The organism is Peribacillus folii (assembly GCF_030271255.1).
Classification (GTDB): domain Bacteria; phylum Bacillota; class Bacilli; order Bacillales; family DSM-1321; genus Peribacillus.
In genome coordinates this window covers 55,171-71,774 of the sequence record NZ_JASJOM010000013.1, presented here as the reverse complement: position 1 = coordinate 71,774, position 16,604 = coordinate 55,171, and the positions used below count along the sequence as shown (strand labels likewise).

The window sequence follows — 16,604 nt, the reverse complement described above, 5'->3', positions numbered from 1 at the left end:
TAAAGAGACATAGTTTCTTTAAAGAAACCTTAACGTAATGCGCTGGTTTTTCAATGGTTTTGCAGTTTCTGGCCAATCCAGTTAAAATGAACACAAAACCGGAGGCGCATATAATGCTTGATAAACCGTATAATTGTAAAGTTGCAACAACGATGGATATGATCGTTGGCAAGTGGAAAATCGCCATTTTGCTCAATTTACTTCATAATGGGACCATGAGGTTTAATGAACTTCAAAAGGTCATGCCCGGCGTTACCCAAAAAATGCTAACCGCACATCTTCGTGAATTGGAGCAGGAAGGTGTTATCCAGCGGGTCACCTACCCTCAAGTTCCGCCCAAGGTCGAATATTCGATGACCGAATACGGCAAGACACTCCAAACCGTACTGGAGATGATGCATGAATGGGGTGCCTCTCATTTGGCCAGGAAGCACCAACAATAAAAAAACGATAGGCTGAAAGAAGGAATGAATAGTGAAAAAAGAAATTGGCCTTCATGTTCTATATCCCTACAATGATATGGACCATTACATCGAACAAGTTTTAACATTTATCCAAGACGGTATCTTGGCTGGAGAGTACACCATCCTGGTCGAAAATGACCGCTTATACCCCCTTATTCACAAAGAGCTGTGCAAACGATTGACCGACGATCAAATGAAGTCCATTCACTTCGTGAACAACTTCGATTTCTATTGTTCAAGCGGGAGCTATCATCCTCCTGCAATTGAGGAATACTTTAATAAAATGGTCCAGCCCTATATCGAAAACAAGATTTCCTTCCGATCATGGGCACATGTCGAGTGGGCCACCATCAATGAGCCCCTGGACATCATAGAAGAATTCGAGAGAATAGTAGACGAAGCCGTAAACCAGCTGTCGTTTCCCTTAATTTGCGCATACGCACAACCCAAAATGCCAGCACACCTCGAGAAAATCCTGCTGGAAACACACCCCTATATCCTTATCGACGATGCTATCATCGCATCCAAACGATACCTGCCTGCTCCAAGCATAAAATAGACAACACGCGTAGGAAAACCTCCCTACGCGTGATTTTTTTATGTTGAATGCCGTTTAACTTGCAAGCTTGAGATGCCTTACTCACGAATTTGGGTGGTTTACTCGCCAATTTGAGCAGTTTACTCGCGAATTCGGCACTTTTACTCGTGAATTTGGGCCGTTTACTCGCCAATTGAGCCGATTTACTCGCCAATTCCGATTTGGGCCTGAATATGGAGCTTTTCCGCGTGAGTTTCTGCCATTTTTTTATCTGTTTTCTTGATTTATAAGTTCAGTTGGTGCTTTACTCGCGAATCTGAGCCATTTACTCGCGAATCTGAGCCATTTACTCGCGAATTCGGCACTTTTACTCGCCAATTGGGCCGATTTACTCGCCAATTCCGATTTGGGCCTGAATATGGAGCTTTTTCACGTGAGTTTCTGCCATTTTTTTATCTGTTTTCTTGAATCATAAGTTCAGTTGGTGGTTTACTCGCCAATTTGAGCACTTTACTCGCGAATTCGGCACTTTTACTGGCGAATTCCGATTTGGGCCTGAATATGGAGCTTTTCCGCGTGAGTTTCTGCCATTTTTTTATCTGTTTTCTTGATTCATAAGTTCAGTTGGTGCTTTACTCGCGAATTGAGCCGATTTACTCGCCAATTCCGATTTGGGCCTGAATATGGAGCTTTTCCGCGTGAGTTTCTGCCATTTTTTATCTGTTTTCTTGATTCATAAGTTCAGTTAGTGCTTTACTCGCGAATTGAGCCGTTTACTCACGAGTTCCGTTTCTCGCTTGATTTCCAGTTCCATTTTTTTCGACTTTTGATTCATCTGACGATTCAAAAGTTTATTTTTAGAATATTCAGGATTGACAATCAATTGTATTAAGTGTACCATTTGTATGAATTTACTATATTCGATTAACGTATCAATTCAAAGAAGCAAGATGCACATTGATAGGAAGAAGCCCTCTTCTGATCTGGAAGCGGGTTTTTATTTAGATTCAATTCTTAGTAAACCAGTAAGAATATTATTATATAACCACTGCGTTTACACGTTAAGACACAAAGGAGCCATTGACAGATGACGAAGAAAACAGTAAAACTTGGTGTATTTTTGGCTGGAACGGGACATCACGTTGCTTCTTGGAGACATCCGCACGCGAATCCGACTGCCAATATGAGCATCGATTATTTTAAAGGGTTAGCGCAGACTGCCGAAAAGGGTTTATTTGATTTGTTATTCCTGGCGGATAGTCTGTCCGTGGCAAAGGACTCGCATCCTAATATTTTGACACGGTTTGAGCCAATGACCCTGTTATCATATCTTGCCTCGGCGACTTCCCATATCGGTTTGGTTTCAACCGCCTCCACCACCTACGAAGAACCGTTTAGTGTTGCGAGGAGATTCGCTTCCTTAGATCATCTTACAGCGGGGCGCGCAGGCTGGAACGTGGTCACGACGTCGCTTGCCTCCACTGCTGCAAATTTCAATCGGCCGGAACATTTGGAACATGGACTCCGATATAAAAGGGCGAATGAATTTGTTGAGGTTACCAAGAAATTGTGGGACTCCTGGGAAGACGATACATTGATCATCAATAAGGAAACAGGCCAATTCATTGATGAAAGCAAGTTTCACGAAATCAATCATCAAGGCGAGTTTTTCACTGTCAAAGGGCCATTGAATGTTTCCCGCTCACCACAGGGACATCCGGTCATCATCCAGGCAGGTTCTTCTGGCGATGGGCAGTTGCTTGCCGCAAAGCACGCAGAGATTGTCTTTACAGCGCAGGAGAACAAAGAAGACGCGATGGCATTTTACGAGGAGTTAAAAAGCCAGCTGTCCGTTTTTCAGCGTACGAAAAGCAGCTTGAGCATCATGCCAGGCTTGTTCCCGATCGTCGGGCAGACTGAGGGGGAAGCAAAGGAAAAGTACGAGGCATTGCAGGATCTGATCATCCCCGAAGTGGGATTGGCCATTATGGGCAGGTACTTTGGAGATGTCGATTTTTCCACTATTCCTTTGGATACACCTTTTGCTGATATTTCGTTGCCTGATCATGTAGATGGCATCCAGAGTAAATATGATTTGATTGTTAAACGGGCGATCCATGAAGATATGACTTTGCGTCAAACATACCAGTGGGTTGCCGGATCGCGCGGACATCATATTGCAATCGGGACTCCAACGCAGATTGCGGATAAAATAGAAGATTGGGTGAAAGGCCATGCAGCTGATGGCTTCAATATTATGCCTGCCCTGTTGCCGGATTCCTTGACGGATTTCGTTGAACGGGTAGTCCCGGAGCTGCAATCAAAGGGCATTTTCCGGACGGAATACGAAAGCAGCACCTTACGCGGGAATCTTGGCCTGGATAAACCGATCAACCAATATTCTCAGGGGAATTAAACACCTTACACTTAAAGCATAGGGGGAGCATGATGAGTCAGATATTTCGTGAAGTGCACGCAGAGGATGTGGATGAATTCCTCCAGTTAACATGGGATGCTTATGCAAGTATAAGAGAGTTGGATATTCACTTCTCGGCAGCAACGGCCACGAGGGATGAAGCAATTAAGCACATTTCGGAAAATAAGGTCTATGTTCTGGAGGATAATGGGACATTCATTTCCACCGTATCGATCCGCTTGCCATGGGGACCGAATCCTGGACCGCTCGCATTGCCGCATATTGGCTGGTTCGCTACGAACCCTGGATATAAACGCCAAGGCATTGGAAAAAAGGTTTTGTCCTGGCTGGAAGAAGAAATTTTGACGAAGCAACTGAGAGCGCCGGCGGTTACACTCGGAACCGCCGATAACCATCCGTGGCTAAAAGAAATGTACGAAAAAAATGGCTTTGAAGAAATAGGTCAGAAGGATTTAGGAAAAGGGCATCTCACCATTTATTTACGAAAGATCCTGCAACTCGAACAATATCAAGCATGGGCTGAGAAACCTAATCAAACGATCTTACCAATAGGAGGAAAACAACAATGAAAAAATATCTATTCCTTGGCTTGTCTCTGCTTTTCATAGCCGTACTTTCCGCATGCGGCACTTCCAAACAAGGGAATACTGCCAATGATTCCGACCAAAAAACGATCAAGGTGGGGTCCACCGGCCAAAGCTATCCAAACGGATATCAGGAGAATGGCAAATTGGTAGGGTTTGACGTTGAACTTACAGAGCAAATCGCGAAGAATTTAGGATACAAGGTAGAATGGGTCACGTCCGACTTCAGCGGGATCATGGGACAATTGGGATCGGGAAAATTGGACACCGTCGCGAATGCAGTTGCTATCACAGCGGAGCGTCAAGACCAATTCAATTTCACTGAACCTTATAGTTATTATGGTGCACAAATCGTATCAAACACCAAAAACGAAGAAATTAAAAGTTTAGAAGATCTAAAGGGCAAAACCGTATCCGGTGTATTAGGTTCGAATAATATCGCAAACCTAGAAAAATACGATAAAAAAGGCGAAATTAAAATACGCACGTATGAAACCAGAGATGGGGCGATGCAAGATGCCATTAACAACCGAGTCGATGGATATATCAATTCCCGCCCCATCCTGGTTGCCGAAATAAAGAAAAATGATCTTCCGTTAAAATTAGTCGGTGATCCAGTGGCTTATGAAAATGTTGGCTATCCATTTCCGAAAACGGAAAAAGGCAAAAAATTAAATGAAGAATTCACCGCAGAAATAAAGAAACTTAAAGAAGACGGAACATTGGCAAAGCTGTCCACTAAATATTTCGGAGAAGATATCACTACTAAATCCGGCGAATAAGCATAGCGGAGGTTTTAAAGCATTATGAATTTCGATTTACAGTATATGTTGGAAATTTCCCTGCAAATCGCAAAATACATTCCAATCACTCTCCTTTTAGCCATCGTTTCGATGGTTTTCGCCATTATTATCGGGCTTGTAGTGGCGCTAATAAGAAATAGCAAGATCTTTGGCATCACTCATTTGGCAGGCTTATATATCTCCCTGTTTCGCGGGATGCCAACATTGGTGCAATTATTCATCATTTATTACGGGTTACCCCAATTATTCCCGTCATTGTCGACGATGGACGCGATCATGGCGGCCATTATCGGATTCAGTCTGAAGGAATCGTCCTACTTGGCAGAAATTTTTCGGGCCGGGTTGAATTCCGTCGACAAAGGCCAAATGGAAGCGGGTCTTGCAACGGGCATGAAAAGGGTGCAGATTTACTCGCGAATCATCTTGCCACAAGCAGCTTTAAACGCATTGCCCGCAACAGGGAATACATTTATATCTTTGATTAAAGAAACCTCCCTTGCCTTCACGTTAGGGATTACGGAACTATTCGCAGAAGGCAAAATACTGGCATCCGCCAGCATGCGCTTTTTCGAGACATATTTGGTGGTTGGCCTGATTTACTGGCTGCTGGTCATTCTTTATTCATGGATCCAAAAATATCTGGAGATTTGGCTCAGCAAACCACTTAGAAGGTGATCATATGATAAAAGTAAGGAACCTAACGAAACATTTCGGTGATAAACAAGTATTGACCGATATCAACTTGGATATAAAAACCGGAGAAGTCGTCGCCATCATAGGTCCGTCGGGCTCCGGGAAATCGACATTATTGCGCTGTCTGAACTTGCTGGAAAAGCCCAGCAACGGCACCATCGAGATCAAGGATGTAAAATTGAATACCCAAAAATATAAAGCCAGGGACGCCTACCAATTAAGGCAACAAACCGCGATGGTATTTCAGCACTATAACCTGTTCAAAAATAAAACAGCTTTGAAAAACGTGATCGAATCCTTGCTTGTCAGCAGTAAAATGAAAAAAGAAGAAGCGATTCAAATCGGCGAGAATTTATTGAAACGGGTCGGCTTAGAGAAGCAAGCACACCAATACCCGGCTACATTATCCGGCGGGCAGCAGCAGCGTGTCAGCATCGCCAGGGCATTGGCCGTAAAACCACATGCGATATTATTTGATGAGCCCACTTCCGCCCTCGATCCTGAACTGGTCAATGAGGTTTTACAAGTCATACGGCAGTTATCGAAGGAAGATACGACAATGGTGATCGTGACGCATGAAATGCAATTTGCCAAGGAAGTGGCTGACCATGTCATCTTCATGGCAGATGGACAAATTATCGAACAAGGCACCCCCGAACAAGTCATCGAGCATTCACTTAATCCGCGAACCCAACGTTTTTTACGGCAAGCGGGAGATGAAACGGACGGAGCTGCCAGGTAAAAAAGGAAGTGAACGGCTTGAATACGGAAAAATTGGCTGAAGCCATCTATCATTCCAATCCATTGGATAGCGAACGGGCAGGACAATCTGCCATTGAAGGAATCGTTGATTATCTCGCCGTTTCCTATCAAACAAAATCCGAAAAAGAAATGATGACCTTAAAACAAATCGTTCTGGAACAAGGCGGTAACCCGACAGGTTACTTGATTGGCAGTCACCTGCATGCTACAAGGTCCCAAGCGGCACTATTTAATGGCTTTCAGGCCCATTTACTGGATTATGATGATGTCCACTCGGACGTCCGGGGCCATCCAAGTGCAGTTATTTTGTCTGCCTTGTTTGCGGTTGGAGAACCGGAAATGCACGGGAAACGTTTTTTAGCTGCCTATGTGGTTGGTGTCGAAATCATGGCCCGCCTCGGAGAAGCGATGAACCCGACGCATTATTTGAAGGGGTGGCATAGCACAGCTACACTCGGCGTGATAGCGGCAGCTGGGGCAGTAGCTTATTTACGGAAATATTCACCACGCTTAATAGCCGAAACCATGAGTCTTGCCGCTACTCAATCAGCCGGCCTGCGACTCCAATTTGGCACCGTGATAAAACCGCTCCATGTAGGGATCGCTGCAAAAAACGCAGTCGAATCTGCTGATTGGATCGGCATGGGGATGCATAGCAACCCCGACTTCTTAACTGGTTTCTTTGAGGTATATGCAGAAACAAATGTGCCCGACTTGACGGTGAACTGGGGAAAAACATGGCGAATCGTAACACCTGGATTATGGTTTAAACAATACCCGTTTTGCTCTGCTGCGGCACACGGCGCCGATGCCGCTGCTTTTTTACACCAAACATACGGCTTAACCGACCAAGATATCGAATCGGTACGTATCTGCTTCCCTCCCGACGGTGATTCGGCACTCATACACCATGATCCCGAGACTGGTGAAGAAGGACGTTTTTCGATAGAGTATATTGTCTGGCTCGCCCTTACAGGCAAACCCCTGTCATTCGCCTCTTTCGAATCCAAACCCATCCCTCCTTCATGGAGGGCATCCTTGCAAAAAGTGAATAGAATCACCGATGCAACGATCAAGCCAAGTAAAGAAGCACTCCCTAAGGGACGATTCACAATCGTTACCGTAACTGCAACAAACGGCAATGTCCTATCAAAACGGATTGATACACCCAAGGGAAGTCCCGGAAACCCCCTGACAAAATCACAATTAAAAACCAAATTGCTTCACGCCATAGGCGATGAAGCAAGGGCAGAACAACTAATTGAAGCTGTCCACTCTCTCCCTATCAGCACACTAGGCGTTTTTCAAGAAGCTGACTGCAAAAGCTAATCTCGTCCACAAGGGGAACCGTATTTTATACGGTTCCCCCTCGCTTTTTCATGATATATGCTTTATTGAACGGAAACTCGAGCCTTTTCCTACGAGTTTCTGCTATTTTTGTAGTTTTTTATGCGTTTCACCACCATATTGGGGCTTTACTCGCCAACTTGGTTGGTTTACTCGCGAGTTTGAGTGATTTACTCGCCAATTTTGCGCTTTCACTCGCGAATTCGGATCTTAACCTAATAATGGAGCCTTTTCGTACGAGTTTCTGCTATTTGTAGTTTTTATGCGTTTCATCATCATATTGGGGCTTTACTCGCCAATTTGGTTAGTTTACTCGCGAGTTTGAGTGATTTACTCGCCAATTTTGCGCTTTCACTCGCAAATTCGGATTTTAACCTAATAATGGAGCCTTTTTGCGCGAGTTTCTGCTATTTTTGTTGTTTTTTATGCGTTTCACCACCATATTGGGGGCTTTACTCGCCAATTTGGTTGGTTTACTCGCGAGTTTGAGCGATTTACTCGCCAATTTGGTTGGTTTACTCGCGAGTTTGAGTGATTTACTCGCCAATTTGGTTGGTTTATTCGCGAGTTTGAGTGATTTACCCGCCAATTTGGTTAGTTTACTCGCGAGTTTGAGCGATTTACTCGCCAATTTAGTTAGTTTACTCGCGAGTTTGAGTGATTTACTCGCCAATTTTGCGCTTTCACTCGCGAATTCGGATCTTAACCTAATAATGGAGCCTTTTCGTACGAGTTTCTGCTATTTTTGTAGTTTTTATGCGTTTCATCATCATATTGGGGGCTTTACTCGCCAACTTGGTTGGTTTACTCGCGAGTTTGAGTGATTTACTCGCCAATTTGGTTGGTTTATTCGCGAGTTTGAGTGATTTACTCGCCAATTTGGGACTTTTACTCGCCAATTTTGCGCTTTCACTCGCGAATTCGATTCTTAACCTAATAATGGAGCCTTTTCGTACGAGTTTCTGCTATTTGTAGTTTTTATGCGTTTCATCATCATATTGGGGCTTTACTCGCCAATTTGGTTAGTTTACTCGCGAGTTTGAGCGATTTACTCGCCAATTTGGGACTTTTACTCGCCAATTTTGCGCTTTTACTCGCGAATTCGGAGCTTGATCTTATGCAGCGCGTTTCTGCTTCCATCTTCAGGATGTATCCGCCCGTTCGGCGCTTTGTTCACGGGTTCCAGATTATCGCACACAAGCAAAAGAAGCACCATAACCATTATGGTGCTTCTTTACAGTTATGGCAGGACGGATGCACCCATCAGGTAGCGGTCGACTTCTCGTGCTGCTTCACGGCCTTCATTGATTGCCCATACGATGAGGCTTTGCCCTCTTCTTGCATCTCCGGCAGCGAAGACGCCTTCGACATTCGTTTTGTACTCGCCGTAGACGGCGTCGATTTTTTGATTGGCCGTTTCCACGCCGAATTGGGTCAATAGCGGCTGTTCCGTTCCTTCGAATCCGATGGCGATGAAAACGTATTGTGCCGGCCATACTTTTTCCGTTCCGGGAATTTCCTTGAAAATGTAGATGCCATTTTCGTCTTTGATTTTTCCCATGGAGATTGTATGAAGTTCTTTAACGTTTCCATTTTCGTCGGCTACGATTTTCTTTGTTTGGATGGAATATTGACGCGGGTCTGCTCCGAATTTCGCTTCCGCTTCTTCATAAGCATATTCTAGTGAAAAAACGTTCGGATATGCCGGCCACATATTATCGGAGGTGCGTGCTGCCGGCAAGATTGGATGCTTGCCGAATTGGACGACGCTCCTGCATTCTTGGCGAAGGGCAGTAGCGACACAGTCAGCTCCAGTATCTCCTCCCCCGATGACGATGACGTCCTTGCCCTTGGTATCCAAAAATTTGCCGTCTTCAAAATTGGAATCGAGCAGGCTTTTGGTCGAGGTCGTCAAGTAATCCATTGCCAGGTGAATACCAGCAGCCCCGCGGCCTTCGATTTCCAGGTCACGTTGTTTTTGGGCACCTGTGCAGAGAATGACCGCATCGTATTGCTCCTTCAGATCATCTGCTGAGATATCTTTTCCGACTTCTGTGTTCGTGACGAAATCGATGCCTTCCTGCGTCAATAATTTGATTCGGCGGGCAACGACATCTTTTTCCAGCTTCATGTTCGGAATGCCGTATGTCAATAGTCCGCCTGCACGGTCGGCACGCTCATAGACCGTGACAGAATGACCGGCTTGGTTCAACTGATCGGCGCTCGCCAATCCTGCCGGGCCTGAACCGATGATGGCAATTTTCCTGCCGGTCCTGCTTTCAGGAATGCGAGGCGTGATCCAGCCATTTTCAAATCCTTTATCGATGATCGTCCGTTCGATGTTTTTAATAGAAACCGCAGGATCGCTGATCGCAACCGTACAAGACCCTTCACATGGGGCCGGGCAGACGCGCCCGGTGAATTCAGGGAAATTATTCGTTTTCGCTAAACGATCCAGCGCTTCCTTCCATCTTCCGCGGAATACCAGGTCATTCCATTCGGGAATCAGGTTATTGATCGGGCAGCCTGTCGTGACCCGGTTCAATTCCATGCCCATATGGCAGAATGGGGTAGCGCAGTCCATGCACCGCGCTCCCTGTATGCTTAATTTTTCATCAGAGAAAGGAGTTGTGTATTCTCTCCAATCGCTTAGACGAGTGAGAGGATTCCGGTCTTTTGGCTTTTCTCGCGGATAATCCATAAATCCTGTTGCTTTTCCCATCTTTCTCTCCCCTTTCTTAGAGCATCACTGCTTGTTTCGTGAGTTTTTTATCTTGAACGGCATTGGCTTGAAAGGCGCTCATGGCCGCTTCTTCATCCGTTAATCCTGCTTGCTTCTGCTCTTCGATGCTTCTCATCATCCGCTTGTAATCCTTAGGGATGACCTTCACGAATTTCTTGGAAAAATCGTCCCAGTTCTCCAGTACATAGGAAGCCTTGGCACTTCCCGTATAGTGATGGTGGCTGAGAATCATCTCTTTAACCTCGCTTGCATCTTCGACAAGCGTCTCGAACTCGATCATTTCAGCATTGCATAATGCCTTGAATTCCGCTGCATCATCAGCAAGGACATAGGCGATGCCGCCTGACATGCCTGCCGCAAAGTTCTTGCCGACATTGCCCAGGATGACTACGCGTCCGCCAGTCATATACTCACAGCCATGGTCACCGATTCCTTCAACGACGACATTGACCCCGCTGTTCCGCACCGCGAAGCGTTCTCCGGCACGGCCATTGATGTACGCCTCGCCGCTTGTTGCTCCGTATAAGGCGATATTCCCGGCAATGACATTGTCCCCGGCCTCGATCTGATTGCCAGCAGGCGCCGAAACAATGATTTTTCCGCCTGACAGCCCTTTCCCCACATAATCATTGGCATCGCCCGTCAAGTACAGCGACATCCCTTTTGGAACGAAGGCACCGAAGCTTTGGCCCGCAGATCCGGTAAAGCGAAGTGTGATCGTATCTTCCGGCAGGCCGGGTTCGCCATAACGCTTGGATACTTCACTTCCGACAATCGTACCGACAACACGGTTCACGTTTGTAATCGGGAAGCTGACATCCACCGGAACTTGATCGTTCAATGCCGGCTGAACCATCGGTAAAATTTTTCGGATATCCAATGCTTCATCGATTTTATGGTTTTGAGGTAGTTGATACGTACGTATCCCCTCCGGCTGGAAAAGAAGTGTCGTCAAGTCCAGATGCTTCGCCTTCCAATGGTTTTGCGTCCGCTCGCTCACCTGCAAGACATCCGTGCGGCCGACCATCTCCTCCAGCGTCCGAAAACCTAGCTCTGCCATCGTTTCCCGCACTTCTTCAGCGATGAAGCGCATGAAATTCACGACATGATCAGGATCTCCAGTGAATTTGCTGCGAAGCTCAGGGTTTTGGGTAGCGACCCCGACTGGGCATGTGTCCAGATGGCAAGCACGCATCATGACACAGCCAAGGACTACAAGCGGTGCCGTGGCAAACCCGAACTCCTCAGCGCCAAGGATTGCCGCCATGACTACATCGCGCCCCGTCATTAGCTTACCGTCCGTTTCAAGGACGACGCGGCTGCGCAGGCCATTCAGCATCAAGGTTTGGTGCGCTTCAGCAAGTCCGAGCTCCCAAGGAAGGCCCGTATGCTTAATGCTCGTTTTTGGTGATGCACCCGTTCCCCCGTCATAGCCGCTGATGACGATGACATCCGCTGCACCTTTGGCAACACCGGCTGCAATCGTGCCCACGCCTGCTTTTGAGACAAGCTTGACGCTGATCCTGGCATCACGATTGGCATTTTTCAAATCGTGAATCAGCTGGGCCAGATCTTCTATTGAATAGATATCATGATGCGGAGGCGGTGAGATCAAGCCTACACCAGGTGTGGAACCACGAACCTCTGCGACCCATGGATATACCTTATTCCCTGGCAGCTGTCCGCCCTCACCAGGCTTTGCTCCTTGTGCCATCTTGATTTGGAGCTCATCGGCATTGATGAGGTAATGACTTTTCACCCCAAAACGCCCGGAGGCAATCTGCTTGATCCCGCTGCGGCGGTTATCGCCGTTTTCATCCAAATGGTAACGGCTTGGATGCTCCCCGCCTTCACCGCTATTGCTTTTTCCGCCCAAGCGGTTCATCGCAATCGCCAAGGTTTCATGCGCTTCCTGACTCAATGAGCCGAATGACATCGCCCCTGTTTTAAAACGGGTGACAATCGATTCGACGGACTCGACTTCATCGATGGAAATGCTTTGGCGCTTTTGATCGAACGAGAATAAATTACGTAAAAACCCGAGTCTTTCTTCATTCGCCAAGCTGGAATATTGTTTAAATAATTGATAATCACCTTTGCGGCAAGCCCATTGCAGCGTATGAATCGTTTTTGGATTGAAGGCATGGTGCTCGCCCGTTTTCCTCCATTGAAAATCACTTCCGCTTTCAAGCGTTTGGTCATAGGAGCCAGCAGCGGCTTTTCTATGGCGAATCAATGCTTCATTCGCGATCGTTTCCAAATCGATCCCGCTAAGCTGTGAGGCCGTTCCGCTGAAATAACGTTCGATGACATCCGCGCCGATTCCGACCGCCTCGAAAATTTGTGCTCCGCGATAACTCTGGATCGTGGAAATCCCCATCTTCGACATCACTTTTACGATGCCCTCCGTCACGGAGCGTACATATTTCCTTACCGTTTCTTCATAGCTGACGGTCAAGCTGCCTTCCGAGATAGCCTGTTTATATGTTTCATAGGCAAGGTATGGGTGAATCGCATCCACGCCATACCCGATCAGCGATGCGAAATGATGGACCTCCCTCGCTTCGCCCGATTCGACGATGATGCTCACCTTCGTCCGATTCCCATGGCGGATAAGCTCCTGATGAAGGGCACTCGCTGCCAACAGGGAAGGGATGGCTGCATTTTCCTCGCTCAGCCCGTGATCGGATAAAATCAGGAGGCTGACACCCTCGGAAATCGCCAGCTCCGCTTCACGGCAGATCCGGTCAAGCTCGCTCTCCAAATCTTCTGAAAATAACGTGTGAATGACCTTGCTTTGGAATTCAGGAAACGCATTCCCTTTGAGCTGCTGCATTTGGCCTGGCGTCAATACAGGTGAATCCAATTGGATGCGGCGGCTGTTCGTTTTATCCGGTTTCAGCAAATCTCCCTCCGCTCCAAGGAATGTCATCGTGGATGTGACGATTTGTTCACGAAGCGAGTCGATAGGCGGGTTGGTTACCTGCGCGAAGGATTGCTTGAAATAGTTGAATAATGATTGGGGGCGATCGGATAAAACCGCTAACGGAATGTCATTCCCCATGCTTCCCAGTGGATCCTTGCCCTCGTTGATGATGGGCAATAAATATTTTTGGACATCTTCATACGTGTATCCGAACGCTTTTTGCCTGAATAGCAAGTCAGCGATTGGCTGATGCGTTGTCATCGATTCATCGTCGCTTAATTGAACAAGCTGCTCGTCCAGCCATTGCTGATAGGGATTTTCCTGAGCCATTTCCGACTTGATCTCTTCATCGGAAACGATGCGCCCTTCCTCCAAATCGATCAACAGCATTCTTCCCGGGCTTAAACGATCTTTATATAGTACATTCTCGGGCTCTACATCAATCACGCCGACCTCGGAGGAAAAAATGATATAATCATCCTTTGTCACATAATACCGTGCCGGCCTAAGGCCATTTCGATCGAGGATGGCCCCGATCTGCTTGCCGTTCGTAAAGGAAATGGCGGTTGGACCATCCCACGGCTCCATGAGCATGCTATGATATTCGTAAAATGCCTTCTTTTCTTTCGTCATATGCGGATTCTCCGTCCACGGCTCAGGAATGAGCATCATGGCCGCATGTGCCGGTTTGCGCCCGGCAAGCACGAAGAATTCAAGTGCATTATCAAGTATCGAGGAATCACTGCCGTCTATATCCAAAATCGGCAGCACCTTTTGCAGGTCCTCTCCGAATGCTTCCGAAACGAACTGCTGCTCACGGGCTTTCATCCAATTCACATTACCTCTGAGCGTATTGATTTCGCCATTATGGATCAGGTAACGGTTGGGATGCGCCCTCTCCCAGCTTGGAAAGGTATTCGTACTGAAGCGGGAATGCACTAAAGCAAAAGCGGAAACAAAAGCTTCCTGTTGAAGGTCAAGATAAAAAGCATCCACCTGCTCCGGTGTCAGCAATCCCTTGTAGACGATCGTGGCACTTGAAAGGCTGGCAAAATAAAAACGGTTTCCACGTTCACGAGCCCAGTTTTCCGCTTGCTTCCTGATTATGAACAATTTACGCTCAAACGCTAACTCATCGGATATCGTTTCGCTGGCGCCGATGAACACTTGCCGAATTGTCGGACATGTCTCCTTGCCGACTTCCCCGATTTTACCCGCATCGACAGGTACCGTTCTCCAGCCTAACAGCGTTTGGCCCTCTTGCTCGATAAATGCATTCAAACGAGCTTCGATCTCATTCCGTTCAGCTTCATCGTTTGAGAAAAAAAGCATCCCTACCCCATAGCGCCCTTTTGCTGGCAAATTCATTTCCGGGCATGCCAGCCTGAAATAGTCATCAGGGATCTGCACCATCAGTCCTGCGCCATCTCCTGTCAGGGGATCACTGCCTTGTCCGCCGCGATGATCCAATTGGCACAGCATATTCAGTCCTTGTTTGACGATGTCATGTGTAGCAAGCCCTTTTAAATGAGCATATAAACCGATCCCACATGCATCATGTTCAAATTCAGGATGGTAGAGCCCTTGTGCTTTTGGTATTTGATTGTATGTCATATTAATCGCCCCCATCGTATTCTTACACCGTTATTTCACTTACATTTTATTCTAGGTTTTCAAATCGATATAAACAATATATAATTATCGTATAATCCATCTCATTTTGAGATGAATGCGCGGAGGATGAATAAATGGAACTACGTCAATTACGTTATTTTGTGGAAGTGGCCGAAAGAGAACATGTCTCTGAAGCCGCGGAGCACCTGCATATCGCACAATCAGCAATCAGCCGGCAAATCTCCAGACTGGAGGATGAGCTTGGCGTTCTTTTATTTGAAAAAGTCGGCCGAAACATTCAGTTGACTCCGATTGGCAAAATATTTTTGACTCATGCAAAAACGGCGATCAAGGCAATTGAATATGCGAAAGAACAAATTGAAGAATTTTTGGATCCTGAACATGGAACCATCAAAATCGGCTTCCCCTCCAGCCTCTCGACCCACTTGCTTCCGACCGTCATTTCCGCCTTTAAGGATGAGCAGCCCAATATCGCGTTCCATTTAAGGCAAGGGTCCTACTCCGCATTAAAGGAAGCTGTCAAAAACCGTGAAATCGGACTAGCCTTTCTAGGCCCGATTCCGACGAACGACCCCGATATCGAAGGTCATATCTTATTTACCGAAAATATCTCTGCCTTGCTGCCGATCACGCACCCCCTGGCGGGACGGAAGAGCCTGCGTCTAAGTGATTTACGAAATGATCCATTCGTCTTATACCCAAAAGGGTACATCCTTCATAGCATCGCGATCGAAGCATGCAAGGCCGCAGGGTTCACACCGAACATTGCCTCCGAAGGTGAAGACATGGATTCGATAAAGGGGCTTGTATCAGCCGGAATCGGGGTCAGCCTGCTGCCTGACAGCACCTTCTATGAAGTCATTCCAAGACTGACCGTCAAGATCCCCATCGATACGCCGGAGGTCAAACGGACTGTCGGCATCATCACACCGAAAAACAGGGAATTGGCCCCTTCCGAAAAGGTTTTTTACCAATTCGCCAAAAAGTTCTTTTCTGTTCTCGAGCAATATCAATGATCACGTTTATTGATCCATCTTGCCCTCCTTATCTTGGAGGGCGCTAAATGGCAATGAGCTACATTTATAAGGGACAATGTTCCAATCGCCCACTGTTCGAATAGCCTATCAAGATTATTTGTTCAGGAGGAATATTAAATGACACCCAATCATTCACATCTTGCATGGCATGAAACGCTTGAACTTCATGAACTCGTCGCCTCGCAGGCCAATGCCCTTACAAAATTGAAAAAAGCCTATCCGGAAATAACAGACCCGATTCTAAAAACGATTTACAAGCAAATGATCGAGTCACTTTCCCAGAACATCGTGGATTTGCTGCAGTTTTACCCGCTGACCCCTAAGTTGGGCATCGCTGATGGGGCATCAAGAGACGATGCATCCGCCGCAGCCGCAGGAGATTTGCTTGGACTTTCGAAATCTTTGATCAAAAATTATGCAGGCGCCATTACGGAAACGGCAACCCCCTCCTTGCGAAAAGTTTTCACGAAGCACTTAAATGCAGCCATTGATAACCATGCGAAAATCTTCAACTACTTATATGAACGGAACCTTTACCCTGCTTATGACTTAAACCAATTGCTCCAAAATGACGTCGACTCAGCCAACAAGGCCCTATCCCAGCCATTCTAAATGCAAAAGAAGGCAAAGCATCA

Annotated in this window: 16 protein-coding genes; 10 read left to right on the top strand and 6 right to left on the bottom strand. The window is 46.7% G+C overall.

Going from position 1 to position 16,604, the window contains the following annotated elements:
• Positions 1 to 113 precede the first annotated feature (113 nt).
• Both QNI08_RS19465 and QNI08_RS19460 read left to right on the top strand, forming a co-directional pair.
• The gene (locus tag QNI08_RS19465) at positions 114 to 443 is read left to right on the top strand and encodes a winged helix-turn-helix transcriptional regulator (RefSeq protein WP_285769038.1); all 330 of its coding nucleotides are present in this window, start codon (positions 114 to 116) and stop codon (positions 441 to 443) included.
• Positions 444 to 474: 31 nt separating this feature from the next.
• Positions 475 to 1,023, top strand: a complete 549-nt coding sequence (locus tag QNI08_RS19460; protein ID WP_285769037.1) for an MEDS domain-containing protein — start codon at positions 475 to 477, stop codon at positions 1,021 to 1,023.
• Between the two features lie 246 nt (positions 1,024 to 1,269).
• Here QNI08_RS19460 and QNI08_RS19455 read toward each other — a convergent pair whose 3' ends face one another.
• On the bottom strand, positions 1,270 to 1,401 hold the full coding sequence (locus tag QNI08_RS19455; RefSeq protein WP_285769036.1) for a hypothetical protein: 132 nt from the start codon (positions 1,399 to 1,401) through the stop codon (positions 1,270 to 1,272).
• A gap of 688 nt (positions 1,402 to 2,089) precedes the next feature.
• Between QNI08_RS19455 and QNI08_RS19450 the strand changes: the two genes are divergently transcribed.
• From QNI08_RS19450 to QNI08_RS19425, 6 genes are read left to right on the top strand one after another with little or no spacing between them, the layout of a single operon-like run.
• Entirely contained in the window at positions 2,090 to 3,418 is a 1,329-nt protein-coding gene (locus QNI08_RS19450) for an LLM class flavin-dependent oxidoreductase (protein WP_285769035.1), read from the top strand.
• A 32-nt stretch (positions 3,419 to 3,450) separates the two neighbouring features.
• Positions 3,451 to 4,008: a GNAT family N-acetyltransferase gene (locus QNI08_RS19445; RefSeq protein WP_285769034.1), complete on the top strand. Its 558-nt coding sequence runs from the start codon at positions 3,451 to 3,453 to the stop codon at positions 4,006 to 4,008.
• Entirely contained in the window at positions 4,005 to 4,805 is an 801-nt protein-coding gene (locus tag QNI08_RS19440) for an amino acid ABC transporter substrate-binding protein (RefSeq protein ID WP_285769033.1), read from the top strand. Before QNI08_RS19445 ends, QNI08_RS19440 begins: the two co-directional genes overlap by 4 nt.
• Before the next feature lie 24 nt (positions 4,806 to 4,829).
• The gene (locus QNI08_RS19435; RefSeq protein WP_285769032.1) at positions 4,830 to 5,501 is read left to right on the top strand and encodes an amino acid ABC transporter permease; all 672 of its coding nucleotides are present in this window, start codon (positions 4,830 to 4,832) and stop codon (positions 5,499 to 5,501) included.
• 4 nt (positions 5,502 to 5,505) lie between these two features.
• Positions 5,506 to 6,261, top strand: a complete 756-nt coding sequence (locus QNI08_RS19430; protein WP_285769031.1) for an amino acid ABC transporter ATP-binding protein — start codon at positions 5,506 to 5,508, stop codon at positions 6,259 to 6,261.
• Positions 6,262 to 6,278: 17 nt separating this feature from the next.
• Positions 6,279 to 7,610, top strand: coding sequence for an MmgE/PrpD family protein (locus QNI08_RS19425; protein WP_285769030.1), 1,332 nt, complete (start codon positions 6,279 to 6,281; stop codon positions 7,608 to 7,610).
• A gap of 388 nt (positions 7,611 to 7,998) precedes the next feature.
• Here QNI08_RS19425 and QNI08_RS19420 read toward each other — a convergent pair whose 3' ends face one another.
• The 5 genes from QNI08_RS19420 to gltB all read right to left on the bottom strand — a co-directional run bounded on the left by QNI08_RS19420 (position 7,999) and on the right by gltB (position 14,911).
• On the bottom strand, positions 7,999 to 8,301 hold the full coding sequence (locus QNI08_RS19420; protein ID WP_285769029.1) for a hypothetical protein: 303 nt from the start codon (positions 8,299 to 8,301) through the stop codon (positions 7,999 to 8,001).
• 34 nt (positions 8,302 to 8,335) lie between these two features.
• Entirely contained in the window at positions 8,336 to 8,527 is a 192-nt protein-coding gene (locus tag QNI08_RS19415) for a hypothetical protein (RefSeq protein WP_285769028.1), read from the bottom strand.
• A 94-nt stretch (positions 8,528 to 8,621) separates the two neighbouring features.
• Positions 8,622 to 8,768 carry a hypothetical protein gene (locus QNI08_RS19410; RefSeq protein ID WP_285769027.1) on the bottom strand — a complete coding sequence of 49 codons (147 nt, stop codon included), beginning with the start codon at positions 8,766 to 8,768 and terminating at the stop codon, positions 8,622 to 8,624.
• Between the two features lie 100 nt (positions 8,769 to 8,868).
• The gene (gene gltD, locus QNI08_RS19405) at positions 8,869 to 10,350 is read right to left on the bottom strand and encodes a glutamate synthase small subunit (protein WP_285769026.1); all 1,482 of its coding nucleotides are present in this window, start codon (positions 10,348 to 10,350) and stop codon (positions 8,869 to 8,871) included.
• A gap of 16 nt (positions 10,351 to 10,366) precedes the next feature.
• Positions 10,367 to 14,911, bottom strand: a complete 4,545-nt coding sequence (gltB, locus tag QNI08_RS19400) for a glutamate synthase large subunit (RefSeq protein ID WP_285769025.1) — start codon at positions 14,909 to 14,911, stop codon at positions 10,367 to 10,369.
• A 134-nt stretch (positions 14,912 to 15,045) separates the two neighbouring features.
• Between gltB and gltC the strand changes: the two genes are divergently transcribed.
• Positions 15,046 to 15,948 (top strand): glutamate biosynthesis transcriptional regulator GltC, encoded by a 903-nt coding sequence (gene gltC, locus QNI08_RS19395; RefSeq protein ID WP_285769024.1) that lies wholly within the window; start codon positions 15,046 to 15,048, stop codon positions 15,946 to 15,948.
• Positions 15,949 to 16,086: 138 nt separating this feature from the next.
• Positions 16,087 to 16,581: a spore coat protein gene (locus tag QNI08_RS19390; RefSeq protein WP_285769023.1), complete on the top strand. Its 495-nt coding sequence runs from the start codon at positions 16,087 to 16,089 to the stop codon at positions 16,579 to 16,581.
• The last annotated feature ends 23 nt before the right edge of the window (positions 16,582 to 16,604 follow it).